Origin of the sequence: Dyadobacter fanqingshengii, assembly GCF_023822005.2 — a bacterium.
Lineage (GTDB): Bacteria > Bacteroidota > Bacteroidia > Cytophagales > Spirosomataceae > Dyadobacter > Dyadobacter fanqingshengii.
The window spans coordinates 5,604,039-5,622,732 of the sequence record NZ_CP098806.1 but is presented as its reverse complement, the minus strand read 5'-3'; the positions used below and the strand labels follow the sequence as shown (position 1 = coordinate 5,622,732).

15 protein-coding genes and 1 tRNA gene are annotated in these 18,694 nt (G+C 45.8%); 7 read left to right on the top strand and 9 right to left on the bottom strand.

What is annotated here, in order from left to right:
* Positions 1-168: 168 nt before the first annotated feature.
* The gene (locus tag NFI81_RS23515; RefSeq protein ID WP_234615925.1) at positions 169-561 is read left to right on the top strand and encodes a hypothetical protein; all 393 of its coding nucleotides are present in this window, start codon (positions 169-171) and stop codon (positions 559-561) included.
* Position 562: 1 nt separating this feature from the next.
* Here NFI81_RS23515 and NFI81_RS23510 read toward each other — a convergent pair whose 3' ends face one another.
* Complete coding sequence (locus NFI81_RS23510; RefSeq protein WP_234615924.1) at positions 563-5,152, bottom strand: translocation/assembly module TamB domain-containing protein; 4,590 nt, start codon at positions 5,150-5,152, stop codon at positions 563-565.
* A gap of 71 nt (positions 5,153-5,223) precedes the next feature.
* Between NFI81_RS23510 and tsaD the strand changes: the two genes are divergently transcribed.
* On the top strand, positions 5,224-6,222 hold the full coding sequence (gene tsaD / locus NFI81_RS23505) for a tRNA (adenosine(37)-N6)-threonylcarbamoyltransferase complex transferase subunit TsaD (protein WP_234615923.1): 999 nt from the start codon (positions 5,224-5,226) through the stop codon (positions 6,220-6,222).
* A gap of 35 nt (positions 6,223-6,257) precedes the next feature.
* The gene (locus NFI81_RS23500; RefSeq protein ID WP_234615922.1) at positions 6,258-7,055 is read left to right on the top strand and encodes an MOSC domain-containing protein; all 798 of its coding nucleotides are present in this window, start codon (positions 6,258-6,260) and stop codon (positions 7,053-7,055) included.
* Positions 7,056-7,102: 47 nt separating this feature from the next.
* On the opposite strand, the gene NFI81_RS23495 is transcribed toward NFI81_RS23500, so the two are convergent.
* The 5 genes from NFI81_RS23495 to NFI81_RS23475 all read right to left on the bottom strand — a co-directional run bounded on the left by NFI81_RS23495 (position 7,103) and on the right by NFI81_RS23475 (position 12,681).
* Positions 7,103-7,870, bottom strand: a complete 768-nt coding sequence (locus NFI81_RS23495) for a hypothetical protein (RefSeq protein WP_234615921.1) — start codon at positions 7,868-7,870, stop codon at positions 7,103-7,105.
* A 213-nt stretch (positions 7,871-8,083) separates the two neighbouring features.
* A complete protein-coding gene (gene lpxA, locus NFI81_RS23490) occupies positions 8,084-8,896 on the bottom strand; it encodes an acyl-ACP--UDP-N-acetylglucosamine O-acyltransferase (RefSeq protein WP_234615920.1) in 813 nt (270 codons plus the stop codon).
* Positions 8,893-10,284 carry a bifunctional UDP-3-O-[3-hydroxymyristoyl] N-acetylglucosamine deacetylase/3-hydroxyacyl-ACP dehydratase gene (locus NFI81_RS23485; protein ID WP_234615919.1) on the bottom strand — a complete coding sequence of 464 codons (1,392 nt, stop codon included), beginning with the start codon at positions 10,282-10,284 and terminating at the stop codon, positions 8,893-8,895. The genes lpxA and NFI81_RS23485 overlap by 4 nt, the downstream gene beginning before the upstream one ends.
* 35 nt (positions 10,285-10,319) lie before the next feature.
* A complete protein-coding gene (gene lpxD, locus NFI81_RS23480) occupies positions 10,320-11,366 on the bottom strand; it encodes a UDP-3-O-(3-hydroxymyristoyl)glucosamine N-acyltransferase (RefSeq protein WP_234615918.1) in 1,047 nt (348 codons plus the stop codon).
* A gap of 82 nt (positions 11,367-11,448) precedes the next feature.
* The gene (locus NFI81_RS23475) at positions 11,449-12,681 is read right to left on the bottom strand and encodes an HD domain-containing protein (RefSeq protein WP_234615917.1); all 1,233 of its coding nucleotides are present in this window, start codon (positions 12,679-12,681) and stop codon (positions 11,449-11,451) included.
* A 210-nt stretch (positions 12,682-12,891) separates the two neighbouring features.
* Between NFI81_RS23475 and NFI81_RS23470 the strand changes: the two genes are divergently transcribed.
* From NFI81_RS23470 to NFI81_RS23455, 4 genes are all read left to right on the top strand, one after another.
* A tRNA-Ile gene (locus NFI81_RS23470) sits at positions 12,892-12,965 on the top strand.
* A 214-nt stretch (positions 12,966-13,179) separates the two neighbouring features.
* Positions 13,180-14,757: a glycoside hydrolase family 43 protein gene (locus NFI81_RS23465; RefSeq protein ID WP_234615916.1), complete on the top strand. Its 1,578-nt coding sequence runs from the start codon at positions 13,180-13,182 to the stop codon at positions 14,755-14,757.
* A 78-nt stretch (positions 14,758-14,835) separates the two neighbouring features.
* Positions 14,836-15,297: a hypothetical protein gene (locus NFI81_RS23460; RefSeq protein ID WP_234615915.1), complete on the top strand. Its 462-nt coding sequence runs from the start codon at positions 14,836-14,838 to the stop codon at positions 15,295-15,297.
* A gap of 9 nt (positions 15,298-15,306) precedes the next feature.
* On the top strand, positions 15,307-15,918 hold the full coding sequence (locus NFI81_RS23455) for a TetR/AcrR family transcriptional regulator (RefSeq protein ID WP_234615914.1): 612 nt from the start codon (positions 15,307-15,309) through the stop codon (positions 15,916-15,918).
* Here NFI81_RS23455 and NFI81_RS23450 read toward each other — a convergent pair whose 3' ends face one another.
* The 3 genes from NFI81_RS23450 to NFI81_RS23440 form a co-directional block, all read right to left on the bottom strand.
* Complete coding sequence (locus NFI81_RS23450; protein WP_234615913.1) at positions 15,919-16,959, bottom strand: SDR family NAD(P)-dependent oxidoreductase; 1,041 nt, start codon at positions 16,957-16,959, stop codon at positions 15,919-15,921. It lies immediately after the preceding gene.
* 48 nt (positions 16,960-17,007) lie between these two features.
* Positions 17,008-18,180, bottom strand: coding sequence for an alpha/beta hydrolase (locus NFI81_RS23445; RefSeq protein ID WP_234615912.1), 1,173 nt, complete (start codon positions 18,178-18,180; stop codon positions 17,008-17,010).
* A gap of 68 nt (positions 18,181-18,248) precedes the next feature.
* Positions 18,249-18,665 carry a pyridoxamine 5'-phosphate oxidase family protein gene (locus tag NFI81_RS23440; RefSeq protein WP_234615911.1) on the bottom strand — a complete coding sequence of 139 codons (417 nt, stop codon included), beginning with the start codon at positions 18,663-18,665 and terminating at the stop codon, positions 18,249-18,251.
* Positions 18,666-18,694: the final 29 nt, after the last annotated feature.

Sequence of the window (18,694 nt, the reverse complement as noted above, 5' to 3'; positions counted from 1 at the left end):
TTATATCATTTAGCAATGACTTAGGGATAAATGGCGAAATAAAATCCGGTGCAACATATTGGCAACGTTTTGGTGTATAGGTTTTAACCGCCTCACATATTTTCTGACCTCAGTAGGAATTCTGGGAGAAGAATAGCAGTTTTAACTTATATGATTTAACCAGAATAAATGACGCCGCTCAAAAATTTAACCCGCCTGCTTTTCGCATCTACTATCATTATCCTGGCTGGCTGTGCCTCAGGCATTCCGATTTCAACCAATAAAAAATATCCTATTGAACTGCTTTATGATAACCAGCCGCTGGAACGGCCCTATTCGGAAATCGGGATCGTGGAAATAAGCAGCGAAGATTCACTTACAGAGCGCCAGACGCAGGATAAGCGCATGATGTATCGCGGTAATGATGCCAAAACCAAGGAATTACTGACTGCCAGGTTGGTTATTAAAGCCCAAAAAATTGGCGCGGATGCGATTATCAATGTCAAATACAAGTATTACACCAGCGTAAAAAGCGAAGGCTATATGCTGAGCGGGCTGGCTGTAAGATATCGCGGTGAATAAATTAGCGTGTCGGATCTTTTTTGGAGATCATTTTATTGGCCGTGGAGTCTTGCCGGGTCGTATCAGCAGGCATATATGGGATTTTTACCGAAGGCTTCGGCATCAAAGAAATGCGGTTAAAACTGTGTGTAAACTGCATGCTCACACCACCCGTTGTTACGGAGTTCAGGACAAGTGAATTCAGCACATTGCGGTTATAGGCTTTCACGCGCACCGAGCCGCTAGGGTTGAGCCAGTATTCCAAAGTCCATTCACCCAGTAAGCTTGCGGCATCGTATTGCGAAGCACCATTGGCACTTTGCGTTCCTGACGTGAAGCGCCCGTCACGCGTCACACGGAAACGATCATTGAGGAAACGATAAGAAAACCGCAATTGCAGGTTATTAAGCGCATTCTGATCCAACGAAAGTCCCGAAACGCCTACTTCCAGATTCTCATTGATCCCCGATGCCCAGCGACTGATCTGATTGGAAACCAGTTCGCTAATGCTACTGCCAAGGAAATTCTGACTTCCCACCGCCGCGAGACTGGCCTCGGGAAGCAGCTGATTCACAAGCAATAAGCTGCTCACCTGCCTGCTCAATTCCTGTTCATCCGACTTCAATTTGTTCTGAAATGCTTCGAGCTGCCCGCGATATGTGCTTAATGAAGGATTATCAAGCACTTTAAGGTCGTAGCGGATCTGCGGCGACATGAGTTGCTCGGAAAGGGCGATCGTCACCTCAACGGGATAACGGCGCGACAATGCGTCATTGCCCGTTTCTGTTGTGCTTGTGTTGGGCAGCACACCGGCCAGAGAAACCATTTGTGTGTAACCAGCTTTTACATCCAATTGTGCGCCATAAGGATCACCGGACCACACAATGCGGCTTCCTGGTTTAATGTTAAACTTTTTGTTAATGACGTTTTGCAACGTGAAATTGTATTCTCCCCTTTCGATTTCATACGTTCCGGCCATTGTGAAATCGCCTTTCGTATCAATGTTGAGGTTAAGCCTTCCGCTGCCGTTTCCGCGGATGATGTCACCGGTCTGTCTGTCAAAAATAATTTCGCAGGTCGCATCCGGCGTCAGATTAAAATTGAAATCCATTTTAATTCCGCCTACAACCTGATTTCTTGCCGCGGAGTCACCCGTGCTGGCGGTGCTGTCGGGCGGAGGCATTTTGCTAACAAATTGAATATAATCCTGCGTGGCAACTTCCGTGGCACCGTCGAGCGGAATGTGGATCTTGGTGCCTTTGTTGCTGGTTACATTCGCCTCAATGTTCAGATTATCAATGGGCCCGAACACAGCAACAGGCCCGGTAACATAGGCTGTGCCGTAAAAAGTCGTGTTGTCCTTTGCGGTTGTATTGAGTATTTTAAAATTCCTCAGATCGGCATTGAAACCGAGTGAGAAATATTTGAAACTGTCATGAAATACCCCTCCTCTCAGATTGGCAGTGTTGCCGTCGGCGTCCGTGATAAGCATGTTATCGGATGTGATCTCCGTTTCCGTAAAATTGATTTTGTCGCTGAAAGTAAAGATCGATTGCAGATAATCGAATTTCATCCGGCCCTTATCGACCATTAACGAACCATCCAGAACCGGTGCATTGACAACGCCTTTGATCGTTACCACCCCTTTTGCAGTGCCGCTAATGTCGGAAACAAGGCCGGTGGCAAACGGCTCCAATGCTTTGAAATCAAAATTGTTGAAAATCGCTTTCAGGTCTAGTGTGTTGGCATTCAGTTTGGGGCGGTAAGCGCCGGTGAGATTGAAAACCCTGCGCGCATTTTTATTGAGCTGGGCATCAATTTCAAGCTCACTCCTGGCCTGGTCCCATTCACCGGTCCCGGAAAGGTTACCAAACTCATACTGACCGTAACCCAGACTTTCAATGTTCACATTGGCATCCAGCACGACGCTATTATAAACATCTTTCACCTTGGCCGAGCCATCCATAATTCCCGCCAGCTGCGTCGTTAAAACGGGGTTTAAACTCGCCAGCTTAAAGTTTTTGATATCCAGAACCAGACTTTTGTCAGGATCTTCCGACGCTGTGCCGTTCACAAAAATCCGTTGCTTGCCGCTTACCAGACCCAGATTTGACATCGTAATGTCCCTTCCAACAATGGAAATGAAGCTTTCAGAAGGAACATTCCAGGTTTCCTCTAACAAATTGAGTTTCGAATTTTTGAATACAATGTCCAAACCCGCTGGCAGAAACCGAATTTCTCCGGCCAGATTGGCATCATTCGTGCTGCTGACCTGATGAAGGGCACCATTAAAATCAATGTGGTCTACGTCCCACGTTCCTTCAATTTCAAGTTTCTCAGTCGGGACCAAGGCGCTTATTTTTTGCCTTTCTGAGGTGACTAGCATGGAAGCAAGAACTTCTGCCGAGTTCACAAATTTGGAGGTGGTAACGTCCACTTCCGCTTTCACAAACTCATTTGTCCCGTAGCGAACGGTGTCCGCAACGGCATCGAGCGTCAGGAAAGCCGTGTTATCCATTTTAAAAACACCTTCCGCCGTCGCACCTCTGGAAACATAAACATCAGGACTTAAAAATGCGAGAAAGCGCGACAGATTTCTTGTTTCGACAGCATAATCGATCTGATACCGGTTCAAGGAAGGTTTTAAAGGCTTTTTGGCATAATACTCAGACCTGCTGGCTTCGTTCTCGAAAAAGTAAAGTTTATATTCTTCCAGAATGTTGCTAATGTCCTTATAGGCGGCCGTGGGAAGGAAATTACCATCCATTTTGGCGGTTAGGAACTCACTTTCCAGTTTCAAAATACGCCTTTCAGCAATCTGTCGCGACGAGAAAACCAATGTGTCCATCACCAGGTTCCTGTCCTTTTCGGCCATCAGCAAATACGTGTTAAGGAGCTTCGCATCGCCCGTCAGCGCATCAAATGTGTTGCCGGTCAAATTGATGTTCAGCTGCGTACGCAACGTAATGCCCTCTTTTACAAAACCCAGTTCTTTCAGATTTGCCTTTTCGACAATCCCCTGCACATCAAATGAATTCTGCGACTTGGAAAGGTCGAATTCGCCTTCCATATTGGCAACCAGGTTACTATCACGAGCAATGACCTGCCCATTGAAATACTGATTCTGAATATTCCCTTTGAGCTGTATGTTTTTGTAATTATAATGCTGAAAACCAATACGTCCCACAGTCGCATTCATGTCCGAGGAAGCAAATTTCAATTCTGTGCCCTTTCCGAAAACCTTACCGTCAAAATCCAGTTCCTGCCAGGTTTCTTCGTCATCCAGCAATTTGCCCAACTTAAATGCGGCCGTTTTGATCGTCCCTGAGTATGTTGTTGATTGCGCGTCGGCAATATGGAACACGAGATCTCCCGCCACTTCACCCATATCCGACGACGCAGAAGCATTCAGCGCGAAATCTTCAAGCGTGCCTTTAAATGTCCCATCAAGCAAAGTGAGGCCAAATTTTGAAAGTTCAGGATGCATATCCCATTCAGGATAATATTGGACAATGTCCATCGGCTCCACTTTCGAAAGCGACAGCTGAATGTCCATTTTCACGCCTTCGATCCTTGGAAGTCCCTCAAAACCAACATTACCAACGAGCCGGCTGCCTCTGCCAAAATGCAGGTCCATATTGGAAACCATGAAATCATCCACTTTCCCATTAAAATCGCCTGAGATACGCCACGTTTCACTCAGGGCATCAACATAACTTGAAAAAAGGCCCAGATCTTTGGAATCCACGCGGCTGCCAACCAAATGTCCTTTCATCCGAACTTTATGGTTGAAATCACCTAGCTCTCCGGACCGATTATAGTAAAAAATGACTTCGTCTTTCAAATGGGAATTGCCGATATGCGCGTCCAGCTCTTTCAATTCCATCTTTTTTTGACAAAACAAAAAGCGCGTTTCCAGATCATGCATCGTCAGGCCAGTCTGCTTATCAACCGTTTCCAGGTTTCTGGCCAGAAAAGAAATGGTGTCGCCCTGAACCAGGAAATTCCGCAGATCACCATTTAGTTTATTCAGCTCAAAGTGGGAGTAATCAAAAGTCCTTGCTCCTTTATTCCGGGGCTGGCGCGGATCGTCATAGCGGAATGTCCCGTCGATGACCTTCGACTTACCAATAATGAAAGGCGTGTTATTTTCAGGAGCGTTTTTAGGACGAGGGACTTTCGGGGCGGTAAGTTCATTGATACGCTCAATAAAACTATCCACGTTCAATGATCCCGAACTGGGCACCACGGCCAGGTGCACATTGGGCCGGAACACATTGACCTCATCCAGATAAATTTCCTTCGCAGAATTCTCAATGATATTATTCAGATCGAGGTTCACATCGATCCGGCCGACGTCGATCATATCCTTCTGGCTCGTGTCCTTTACAGAAATTCCTTCAAGCGAAACGACGTCAAACCACTTGATGTTGACTTTTTGAATGGTGATGGGATAACCCAGCTTTTCGGAAATATTGGCTGTAACACGCTGAACTGCCCAGGTTTGGACCGAAGGAAGTTGAAGCGCAATGGTCATAATTCCCAACGCCAGCAGCGCGAAGATGATAACTACGATCAGACCATTACCAAACGCCTTAAGGAATTTTAACATATACAGCTTCGCGGCGGGATACCGCTTATCTTATTGTTAATGCTTAATTTTGCGACTATAGTTCAACAATTATGAATATCCTCGCCATTGAATCGTCTTGTGACGAAACCTCCGCAGCCGTAATCACTAACGGGAAAATCTGCTCCAATGTTGTTGCTACGCAACTGATTCACACACAATATGGCGGTGTTGTTCCCGAACTTGCTTCGCGGGCACACCAGCAACACATTCTGCCAGTTGTGAATAATGCACTGAATGATGCAAAAGTAACAAAAAAAGACCTGGATGCCATCGCTTTTACCAAAGGACCGGGTTTATTGGGGGCATTGCTCGTGGGGACTTCGTTTGCCAAATCCATGGCGTTGGGACTCAACATTCCGCTTATTGAGATCAACCACATGCAGGCGCACGTGCTGGCACATTTCATTGACGATCCCAAGCCTGAATTTCCCTTTCTCTGCCTGACGGTCAGCGGCGGACATACGCAAATTGTAAAGGTCACGGGACCGCTGGAAATGGAGATTATTGGTGAAACCAAAGACGATGCCGTGGGTGAAGCATTTGATAAAACAGCTAAACTGCTCGATCTGCCGTATCCGGGCGGTCCGCTGATTGATAAATATGCTGCGTTGGGGAATCCTAATGCTTACCCTTTTCCGCTTCCTGAAATGCCGGGACTGGATTTTTCTTTCAGCGGGATCAAAACTTCCTTTATGTATTTTCTGCAAAAACAGGTGCGTGAAAATCCGAATTTTATCAGTGAAAATATCAATGATATCTGTGCGAGCGTCCAGTTTACATTGGTGGATATTCTTTTGAAAAAGTTAAAAAAGGCTTCACGGGAAACAGGAATCAGGGAAATTACCATCGCCGGTGGCGTTTCTGCTAACTCAGGACTACGCAAATCTTTACTTCAACTGGGAGAAAAGCTAGGCTGGAAGGTGTATATTCCATCCTTCGAATATTGCACAGACAATGCGGCCATGATTGCTATGGCTGCACATTACAAGTTCGAGGCTAATGATTTCACGGACCAGACTGTGAGTCCGATGGCACGGATGGAATTTTGATGATCGAATAGTCATGAATAAAAAATAAATCAAGCATGCATTTATCAGAAATCTGGATCTATCCGGTTAAATCCCTGGGCGGGATTAGGCTGAAAGAAGCAAAAGCCGAGGAAAAAGGATTGCAATATGATCGTCGCTGGCTGATCATTGATGAAACCAACACCTTCATCACACAACGCGTTTTCCACCAAATGGCATTGATCGATGTCGCTTTGGAAGAAGATGGATTTAGGATTTTTCAGAGAAATGATCCTGACAACAGCATTATGATTCCTTTCGAGCCTGTTTCTGCCGAAAAGCTGTATGTTAAGATCTGGGATGACATTGCGGAAGCGGTCACTGTTTGGGATGAAGCGGATGCGTGGCTTTCAGCGCAATTGGAACAAAGGGTAAGATTGGTCATGATGCCTGAATCCACACAGCGAAAAGCCGATCCGAAATACGCCAAAAATGGGGAAATTGTGAGTTTTGCGGACGGTTACCCGTTTCTGGTCATTTCTCAGGCTTCACTTGATGATCTTAACACCAAGCTGGAAGAACCCATTTCCATGGTTCGCTTCCGACCTAATTTCGTGATCAGCGAAACAATGCCATTCGAGGAAGATCAATGGAAACGCATCCGAATCGGAGAGCTGGATTTTGAAATTGTAAAACCCTGCGCCCGCTGCGTGCTGACCACTGTTGATCCGTCCACAGGACAGAAAGGACATGAGCCACTAAAAACGCTAGCCAGTTACCGGCGGGTTAATAACAAAGTTTTGTTTGGGCAAAATTTGGTGGCTAGTAATTTTGGGACTGTGAAGGAAGGGGATGAATTGAATGTGATAGAGTAAGCGAAAAAAGCTCCCTGGAGAGCTTTTTTCGCTAGTACTAGTTCAAATTACAGACTTTTAACGCTTCCATAGTAAATCTTAGCGTTCTTCAATCTCATGAATGGCCTTGCATACAATTTGTCAAATTTGCCTTCTTTGATAGGCAGGTTAACAGCATGTGCGCTTACACTCACTGGCAATTTATAAGAAACAGTTCTGTCCGCTAGCTTTGGGCTAACATTAACTGCTCCGCTTGGTGCGGTTTTGTAAGAATAAGCAACGCCATATTCTTCCACTTGAACAGTTCCCAAACCAACAACTTCCAATTTTGCAGTTGCTGGAACACTCTCACTCTTTGACAATGTGAAGGATCCAAATTTAGGAACATCCAGTGGTGTGTATTCCATCGGATCACCATAAACCACTTTCCCGTTTCCTGTTTTCGCGTAAGCGCGGTAATAAAGTGTTTCGAAATCATCAAAGCCTACTGATTCTTGCAAGTGAATGTGCTCGCCGGCAGTTGCGCCATACTCGAATTTCAATGGGCTGCTAAATTTGTTACCAAGGGTGGGAACCTTCGCAAATTCATCGCTATTGGTTGATTTAAATGACAGTAAAATACCATATTCTGCGATTGGCTCAGTGCCTAACTTCTCGATATAAAGCCTGAAATTAAGATCATTGATAACCTGACCTGGATTCGTAATTTCTAATGTTCTGACCCTTGCATCCTCGGCAATTGGTTCCGGGTCCGGATCCCGGTGATCCTGGCATGAAAAAGCAAATAGAAAGAGCGCTGCGAGCAGGGAAGAAAATTGAAGTGTGATTCGTTTCATGATTGAAATTTGTTTTTGCTTTTGGTTCAATCGCAATATTAAAGCAAACAAATGTGGGCGAAACTACACTGGGACCGCCCATTGAATTAACGGCGAGTCTCGGTTATTTAAAGGAGAAATTATGAGTTAGCGGTAACGAAAAAGCGTAAAAAAAGCCCGGGAGAAAGTCCCGGGCGTCGTATATTTTATAAAGAAAATCTTGATAAAAGCTTCCTATGGTTGCGCTTCTGTTTCCGTTGTTCCGTTTGTCTGGAAAGGACTTTTCATGATTCCTCTTTCCGAATTACGGATAAAGTTAATGACCACATCCCGCTCATTGGATGGCGGTAATTCCAGCTCTATTTTTTGCAAAGCTTCGGCATTGTTAAGGCCGCGCATATATATGTAGCGGTAAATATTCTGGATCTCGTTGATCTTCTCATTGCTATAACCGCGCCTTCTCAATCCAACTGAATTAATCCCGGCATAAGAAATGGGTTCACGGGCAGCTTTTGTAAATGGCGGCACATCTTTCCGAACCAATGTTGCTCCCGAAACAAACGCGTGCGATCCAATCTTAACAAACTGATGCACGGCGCTTAACGCGCTCACAATTGCCCAGTCGCCCACATGTACGTGACCGGCCATTTGCACATTATTACCGATAATGCAGGCGTTTCCTACCCTGCAATCATGCGCCACGTGTGCATAAGCCATAATGAGGCAGTCCGAGCCCACCACCGTTTTCCAATGCTCCTCGGTTCCGCGGCTGATTGTCGCGTATTCGCGGATCGTGGTGTTGTCCCCAATGATAGTAAATGTGTACTCGTTGTTATATTTAAGATCCTGGGGCGTGGAAGCGATTACAGCTCCCGGAAAGATCCGGCAGTTCTTACCTATTCTCGCGCCTGAATTAATAACAGCGTGTGATCCGATCCATGAGCCCTCGCCAATTTCTACATCGGAATGTATCATTGCGAATGGTTCAATTTCTACATTCTGAGCGATCTTAGCGCCAGGATGAATATATGCTAATGATTGAGTCATTTTTTCTTTACCAGGCTTGCTATCATATCCGCTTCACACACCAACTGTCCGGCTACATATCCCCGGCCACTCATTTTCACGATCCCTCTTTTCATCGGAGACGTAAATTCACATTTAAAAATTACCGTATCGCCGGGAAAAACATTGCGGCGGAAGCGGCATGCGTCGATCCCGATCAGGTATGGCCAGTAATTATCAGGATCCGGCACACTTGTCAGCACCAAAATGCCGCCAGTCTGGGCCATCGCCTCCAATTGCAAAACACCTGGCATAACAGGATTTCCAGGAAAATGCCCCAGGAAAAACTGCTCATTGATCGTCACATTCTTGACGCCTACCACGCTGTTTTCATCCAATGCAATGATCTTATCGATCATTTGGAAAGGATAACGGTGCGCTAGCAGCTGTCCGATCTGGTTAATGTCAAAAACCGGTGCCTTATGCGGGTCATATTGTGGAATATCGCCTTTGCCGGATTTTATCAGTTTCTTAATTTTCTTAGCCAAAGCCACATTGGCCGCGTGTCCGGGACGGGCAGCTAATATCTGCGCCTTAATCGGACGACCTACAAGTGCAAGATCCCCAATCAGGTCGAGCAGCTTATGCCGCGCCATTTCGTTCGGATAATGCAGGTCAACATTGTTGAGAATGCCTTTCGACTTGTTTACACTAACCTTTGGTTTGCTCAAAAGCTGCGAAAGGTGATCCAGCTCGCCATCCCGCACTTCTCTGTCTACAATCACGATCGCGTTCGTGAGATCGCCACCTTTAATCAGGTTTTGTCTGTATAACGCTTCCAGTTCGTGTAAGAATACAAATGTGCGGCATTCTGCGATATCGTCTTTAAATAATGTAATGTCATTCAACGAAGCATGCTGGCTGCTGATCACCGTCGAATTATAATCAACCATGACAGTCAGGCGATAATCAGAAAGCGGTAGCGCAACAAGTTCCGTATCGGTTTCTTTGTTCATATAATGCACATATTCAGGAACTTCAAAGTAATTCCTGTATGCATTCTGTTCTTCAATGCCTGCGTCGAGCAGCGCATCTACAAACTTGATTGAACTTCCGTCCATGATCGGCGGTTCGGGGCCGTCGAGCTGGATAAGCACGTTGTCAATTTGTAAACCAACTAATGCTGCTAATGTATGCTCAACAGTATGGATCCTTGCTCCGTTTTGTTCAATGGTTGTTCCGCGTGATAAATCGACAACATTGTCGACATCTGCATCTACGATTGGCTGGTCGGGTAAATCAATGCGTTGAAACTTGTATCCGTGGTTGGCAGGGGCTGGCACAAATGTCATTGTAGCCACTACACCAGTATGTAAACCCACTCCTGTTACGGATACAGACTTGGAAATGGTTTGTTGTTTTTCGTTCATTATAAATTTCCTTTTCTTCTTAAAGGCGCGTTGTGCTATTGACCCTGAAAATCCGAAGTTTCATGTTTATTTTCCAGATCTTTCAGCCTTTCTTCTATTTCAGGCAGCCTTCTGACAAGAGCCATTGATCTTAAATGTTCATTCAAATCTCTGGCTGGCGAGCCGGACAGCGAAAGTCCTTCTTTCTTGATCGATTTCCCCAATCCGCTCTGGGCACCTATTTTGGTTTTATTCGCAATCGTAATATGACCAACAATTCCAACTTGTCCGGCAACGACACATTGTTCGCCTACCGTGGTGGATCCTGATATTCCGGATTGGGCTGCAATTACGGTATTTTTTCCAATCTCTACGTTATGTGCGATTTGTACAAGATTATCTATTTTAACGCCTTTTCTGATGATTGTGGAACCCATTGTCGCACAATCAATTGTGGAATTGGAACCAATGCTCACGTCGTCTTCGATGACTACATTACCAAGCTGGGGAATCCTTTTATATGTGCCGTCGGCTTGTGGTGCGAAACCAAAACCATCGCTTCCAATGACCGTATTGGCGAAAATCACACAATTTTTACCAATAATCGTATTATCATAAATACGTACGCCGGGATGGATGATGGAATTATCACCTATTTCAATGTTATCTCCGAGATAAGTGTTGGGATAAACCTTAACGCTGTTTCCGATCACGCAATTTTTTCCAATGTAGGAAAATGCACCACGGTAACAATTTTCACCAACATGACTGTTTTCTCCGATAAAACTAGGTTGTTCTATTCCGGATTTGCCGTTGGCGATGCGCTTCTGATATTCTTCGAGCAGGATTGTGAATGCGGTGTAAGCGTTTTCAACATATATCAGTGTGGCCGAAACGTCTTTTTTAGGAACAAAGTCCTTGCTGACAATTACTGCGGAAGATTGTGTTGAATATATGTAAGGTTCGTATTTACTGTTGGCTAAAAAGGAAATACAGCCCGGACGCCCTTCTTCAATTTTAGCAGCCGAATCAATTATAATTGTGTCATTTCCAACAATGGTTCCATCAAGCATTTGAGCAATCTCGCTGACAGTAAATTTCATATTTTTTCGGCTAATTTCGGGTAACGAATATCGAGTACTAATTATGGATTTTTAAAAAGGCTTTTTCTAATTATGATCCTGACTAACCACGCAAAGATACATTTTTAGCCCAACATACATAGTACTTGCGTACAATCTTAGTCAGTGCCTTTATGGTAGGGATATCGGACGCATCCGCAATGTCCAGCAGCGCCCCGTTCTTCATTTTCACCCGGATCGGATCCAGTTCTTTTGCATAAGCCCAGTTGGTTGTTTCGCCTTTAACAAGAAAATAATCCGTCTGCTCCTTAGCAATTCCAGCTTCCATGAGCTGACTCCGCAAATTTGCTATTAATGCCTCATCCGGCGGAGAATCATAAAAATTGATCTTGAATAATTTGCGGTTCAAAAGCATTGTGCAAAGGATCGACAGCACCGGGTCACTATGTGTACGCCAGCCCTTTACAGAAGCCCATACGTCATTATCATCCAAACCGTTGAACGATTCAAGTAAATCCTGGTGTATATCAAAGTCTTCAAGGCTGTAATTATTGTGCAGAAACCTCGCAAAATCTGGCGTAGCAAACAATGTTGCGCCACTTTCCGACAATTCGCGGGCTCTCAGAAGGATCTGGGTGAGCATTCCCTGTGCGCTTAGCAGTGTTTTGTGCAAATAAACCTGCCAGTACATCAGCCTGCGGGCATGCAGGAAATTCTCAATGCTAAGTAATCCTTTTTCTTCGACCACAAGCTGATCATCACTCACGTCGAGCATCTTAATAAGCCTGTCAGCGCCGATAGAGCCTTCGATCACGCCGGTGTAAAAGCTGTCGCGGTTCAAATAATCCATCCGGTCCATATCGAGCTGACTGGAAACCATTTGATGGAAAAATTTCCTGGGATAAGTCCCTTCGAACATTTGGATCGCCAGATCAAGCCGACCGTCCATTTGTTGGTTGAGTGCTTTCATCATCACCGATGTAATGGATTCATGCGCAACATGCTGCAAAAGAACGCTTTCCAAAACATGAGAAAATGGCCCGTGACCCAAATCGTGCAAAAGAATGGCGGCCTGCGCAGCCTCGATTTCAGGTTCGGAAATGGAATGGCCTTTTTCCTGTAATACTTTAAGCGCCTGCGTCATGAGGTGCATCGCGCCCAATGCGTGATGGAAACGCGTATGCAGCGCGCCTGGATAAACGACATCCGCCAGGCCGAGCTGCTTAATCCGCCTCAAACGCTGAAAGTAGGGGTGATCAACCAGGTCGTAAAGTAAATCGGAAGAAATGGATATGAACCCGTAAACCGGGTCGTTGATGATTTTCCTTTTATTCAAAGCTCGATTTTTTGGCAAAAGTAATAAACAAGCAACGGACAAAAGAAGTTATTCTTATCAATATCATTTGGAGAATTGCCGCTATTGCGTAATTTTGCGCTTCATTGAGGGGCTTGTAGCTCACAAAGCGATTGCCCCGAAAGCGTTTCCCGGAAAGCGTTTCCCGGAAAGCGTTTCCCGCTCGGTTAGTGCAACTGACATTAATTAATAGGGCCTATAGCTCATTCGGTTAGAGCAACTGACTCATAATCAGTAGGTGCCTGGTTCGATTCCAGGTGGGCCCACAATAGAGCAACTGACTCATAATCAGTAGGTGCCTGCCGGGCCGCCGGGCGGTTCGATTCCAGGTGGGCCCACAATAGAGCAACTGACTCATAATCAGTAGGTGCCTGCCTGGCCGCCGGGCGGTTCGATTCCAGGTGGGCCCACATTTAAACGGCTTGATTGGCCTAACAGACGCCTGTTAGGCCTTTTTTATTCCTACTCAACCTTGATAATATGAAGTCTTTCACCATTTTCTTCCTCACATTCCTTTTCATAACCCACGCTTTCGCGCAGAAACCAAAGCCGAAACCTGCTCCCGGCCTGGTTGTCACTTACAAGAACCCCGTTATTGCCGGTGATTTTGCAGATCCTTCGGTGATTCTGGTGGGTGATACTTATTACGCCGCGGGGACTTCTTCGGAATGGGGACCGGCTTATCCTATATATAGTTCAAAAAATCTGGTGGACTGGGAATATGTAGGTCCTGTATTTGCCGATTTGCCTGAATGGACAATGGGCAGCTTCTGGGCGCCTGAATTGTATTTTCGGAATGGCACCTTTTATTGTTACTACACCGCCCGCCGTAAATCCGACAAACAATCATTCATTGGCGTGGCGAGCACGAAGGATCTGAAAGAAGGCTTTACAGACCACGGAGTCATTATTGAATGGACAAAAGAAGCCATTGACGCATTTGTGGTTGAAGATAATGGCAAGCTTTTCATCACCTGGAAGGCCTATGGACTGGATAAAGACCGCGGAATTGAAATTCTTGGTGCCGAACTCGCGCCTGATGGCTTAAAGGTGATCGGCAAAGAATTTAGCCTGATCAAAGCAGAGCCTACCGGCTGGGAATCCGGCGGAGCGGAAGGACAATCCATATTCAAGCGGGGAAATTATTGGTATATGCTCTATTCGGGGAATGCCTGCTGTGGGGCCAACTGCGATTATCAGGTCGGGTTCGCGCGGGCTGAAAAGCTTGAAGGACCGTGGACGAAGTATGCTGGTAACCCGTCGCTTTTTGGTGATGATTCCTGGAAATGCCCGGGGCATGGAACAGTGGTTGTAACGCCCGATAACCGCTATTTTTATTTACACCACGCTTATAATGGCATCGATTTTACGTTTGCCGGAAGGCAGGGCGTCCTCAGCGAACTCGTTTGGGACGAAGTCTCTAAGTGGCCGGCTTTCCGCTACGGAAAAACGACGCCAGCGCAGGCGGAAGCGCCCATAGGGATCGGTGCGGTGGTTAATCATAATTTTTCAATCAATTATAATAAAGACACGCTCAAAGCGCCTTGGGTTTATGATGTAAGTTTTCCGAAACCTGCTTTCGAGGTGCAAAACGGAGCGCTCGAAATTGAAAATACCAACCGCATTAACACTGGAAATTTTCTCGGCTTAACTGTTAAAAAAGGGAGCTACACGTTCACAGTTGAAGTCACTGCTAAAAAAGATCTATCACAGAATATCATTGTTTACGGCGATGCCAAAAATGCGATTGGCTACGGCATTCGAGATAATCACATTTCGTTGTGGCAGGTGAAGGACGGCGTCCATGAAGTGATCAAAACGCAAGAGATCCCTGACAAATACAAAGACATCAAACTCAGTCTGCAAAGCCGTTATGGCCGCTTTTACGAATTCCGCTGGGATGTAAAGGGCCAGAAGATCGATTCCCTGACCAGCTCCGTTCAGATAGAAACGCCCTGGCTGCCGCGCTGGGACCGTGCGCCGAGGGTTGGCGTTAATGTTTCGGGAAATGGTTCTGGCAAAAGTGAGATCAAGGCGGTTCAAATGAAGTATGATTAGGTCTATTTGCAATTAAAAATATACGCTATATTTGCAAAACATACTAATCAGTATGTTTTTGAAAAAGCAAGTTTAGCCATGTTTCCGACACTCATTTTCCTGCATTCCATTTTCAGATGGCTAGTTCTTTTCGGCCTCGTTAATGCAGTCTTCGTAGCATTCAGGGGATTTTCGAAAAATCTGAATTTCTCCAAAAAATCCGATTTGATAAGGCATTGGACCGCAACCATTGCTCATATCCAACTAATGATCGGCTTTACGCTTTATACGCAAAGCCCATTGGTGAAGTATTATTTTACCAATCCCAAAACATTTGATCTATCCGAAATTTCCTTTTTCAGCATCATTCATGGCAGTTTGATGCTTGTTGCCATAATTATCATCACAATCGGTTCGGCGCTGGCGAAGCGGAAAGTTGCTGATCGCGATAAGTTTAAAACCATGGCCATTTATTACAGCATTGCTTTGTTGATCATTTTCGTTGCAATCCCCTGGCCATTTTCACCATTATCCCAGCGTCCTTTTATCCGGTTATTTTAAATAAAAAACATGAATAAATCTGCCGGGACACGCCTGGATATCCTGCAAAGATCATTTGAACTGATCTATAAAAATGGCTTTCAAGCGACCAGCATTGATGCGATCATTGCCTCAACTAATGTAACTAAGGGCGCATTTTTTTATCATTTCAAAAACAAAGAAGAAATGGGATTGGCCCTGATCACGGAAGTTTTATCGCCCGGAATGCAGGAAGCAATGATAAGGCCGTTGCAGGCTGCTACTGAGCCTCTCGGGGCGATTTATAAGATGATGGAAGGATTGTTATTACATGATCCGTTTTTCAAAATCGAATATGGATGCCCGGCGGTTAATCTAATTGAGGAAATGGGACCACTAAATGAATTGTTCAGCAGTGCACTAAGGAACTTGCTGTCAGCATGGCAAAACGCCATTCAGCTCGTTCTTGAAGATGCGAAAGCGGCGGGTAAAATTCAGGAAAAAACGGATTCAAAAGAGGTTGCCCTTTTTATCACAGCCGGTTATGGGGGAATACGAAATATGGGGAAAATTTTGGGAAAGGACTGTTACACTTCTTTTCTTACTCAATTCAAAGCCTATTTAAACGCTTTGCAACCAAACAACCCTTCCCCAATACATTAATTAAATTTCATTGTTTTCCAGAGCGGCGCGGTCGCTGATGGACGCTACTTTGCCTGCTGTTTTCTCAGACTCACTTTCATAGCCCTTCCTGATCACCGCCCCCTCCGGCCCGGATTTTGGAAGAAAACGATTTGCTATGGACGCCGCAAATGACACCAGACTTGGGTTGGCGCCCTGCATGGCAACGGCCAGTTTTGCCGTTTTGGTCAGTATAACCTCTGTTTCCCGGTAGGCAATCGCATTCACGATGTCTGTTGCGGCTTGCGCGGCGTCCTGCGAAAGCAGCGGCGATGAACCTGCGATCTTGAACCAGGCGTACTCTGCCTCATGGTCACCCTTAACCGACACATTTCTCGGACTTCCCGTCCGCATCAGGTTGGGAATCACCGTTGTAATGTGAATGTTATCTTTTTTTAATTCTGCATGAAGTCCTTCCGACAATGCCACCATTGCGAACTTGCTTACGCTATAAGGCAGAAGATGCGGCACGGCAACCTTCCCGCCGATCGAACAAATATTGGCGATCCGGCCTTCCTTTTGTTCGTGAAAATGGGGCAATGCTGCTTTGATCATATACAATGCAGCCCAGAAATTAGTATCCATCGCCGTTTTGTAATCCTCCACATCCATGACATTCTCAGGCCCTACGAGCATTACACCGGCATTATTGATTAACACATCTATTCTTCCAAACTGAGAAACCGCAGCTTCTATTACGCGCGCTGCATCCCGCGGGTCGCTTACGTCTGCTTTCAGGCCAAGCACGGTGGAGCCCATTTGCTTGAGTTCCTGCTCTGCGACTTCGATCTGCTCTGCATTTCTCGAACATATCACCAGGTTCGCGCCTTTCGCCGCCAGCTCTCTGGCCAGCAACAGTCCCAATCCACGCGCTCCGCCCGTGATAACCACCACTTTATCCTGAAAATCAAACTTGATCATCTCCCTGTAAAGATGTCTGACAGCAGCAAAAACGCCTAAGCCCGCCGCTGCCCACAATGCTGTCTTTCCCGAAAAGAGTCCTTGATTGCTGTTATTTTTCATAATCAGTTGTTCTTATGATGATTATGAGAAGCTAAAAATTTTATGCCTTCAACGGCGGGATTTTACAAGCCTGATGAAATTGCCCCAATCGTAAGCCGTCAGATCATGTTCTCCCTCCCGGTTGTGGTAGGCCAGCGGCGCAGCAGGAATGGGCGCATTAACGGCGGGCGGGTTTGCAGGTAATTTTGACGTAATACCATAGAGCGCATAAGCGTCCTTAGCCTTTTTAAGCGCCAGAAAGGTCCCGGTCGGATCGGCCCAAAGGTCTTTGGAAGCATTGGTGGCATACAACGGCCGCGGCGCGATTAAAGCGATGAGCATATGCTGGTCCACGGGCAATTCGTTTTCATTGTCATTGAACTTCTTGTAATTATTATTAAACCAATGCGGGAACGAGGTGTTAATGCGGGTAATTCTTTCACCAAACTGGCGCCGCGCCAATGCTGCGCCTGTATTTCCTGAACAATTCGTAACGCAAACGGCAAATCGCTGATCCTGCGCCGCTGCCCATAGTGAAGCTTTTCCACCACGTGAATGACCGACCACAATCACATTTTTTGGGTCAATATCTTTATCATTTTCAAAATAATCCATCACCCGTGAAGCACCCCATGCCCACGCACCAATGGCCCGCATGCCATTATCGGCTGCCAATTGATCGGGATAAAGCTGCAAAACCCCGTTCATGAATGTGTCCTTATTGTCCGGCGCGAGGTCGCTCACGTGGAAAGCAGCCACGGCATAACCGCTGTCTATCACCATTTCTGCGGGCCAGAATCCGCTCTTCGTCTTCCTTGCCGGATCAGTGTTTTCTTTTCCGCGGTTGTTGATCAAAACAAAAACAGGCGCTGGCTTTTTTGCGTCGTTAGGAACGAACATTGCCACATTAATCTGCACTGATTTCCGGTTCCTGTAAACCTGCACGGCCACCTCTTTGAGCGTTGCTCTCCCATTCATCGCAGCCTTATCCTCATTTTTCAGTGTATAGCGAATGCTGTCATAGTCTTTTGGCAATTGGCCGTAAACGTTTTCTTCAAAAAGCCTGAGAATCTCCGGCCTTCTCACCTCTTCCCACATTTTTTTGTTTTTCACTTCCTTACCGGCAGTCGTTTTCAGCAACTCCGGCAACACATAAGGCGGAACTTTGGCCTCATCGTAATTCTGCGCCATCGAATTCGTGAGGCAAATGATTAAGAGCAATGCAGTCAGAAGTGGTTTCATAAGAATACAAAAAAAGAGGATCACATCGAAAACCGACATGATCCACAAATTAAAGCATTTATATAAAATTATAACTTTACTTCTCCCTCATCCTCACCCTGCCAGTATTTTATTCTTTTGGCCTTTACGGTAATCATCGCAATGCCGGGTGTATCGAGTCCTTCTTCAAACCACTGATCCAGATCGCTCACCCAATGTTCTTCCATGTCTTCGCGCTCACGCGTTACTTCGGCTTTGCCTGAAACGGAGATCCAAATGTCCGTACCGCCTTGGAATGTAAGGTTAACCCCATTATCCAGCTCAATGTCGCTGACCATCCGGGAGCCTTCCCACGTAAAAAAATAAGAGTTTCCATCGTATTCCACTTCCCCGTTGTTACTCATTGGCCTTGAAGCCAGCGCGCCGTCGGAAGTGGTGGTTGTAAGCATGCAGAGATCTATATCCTTCATTACCTCGCTTACATCTTTCAAAGTTTTATCTGCCATGATTGTTTGTCGTTTTTATAATAGCAGAT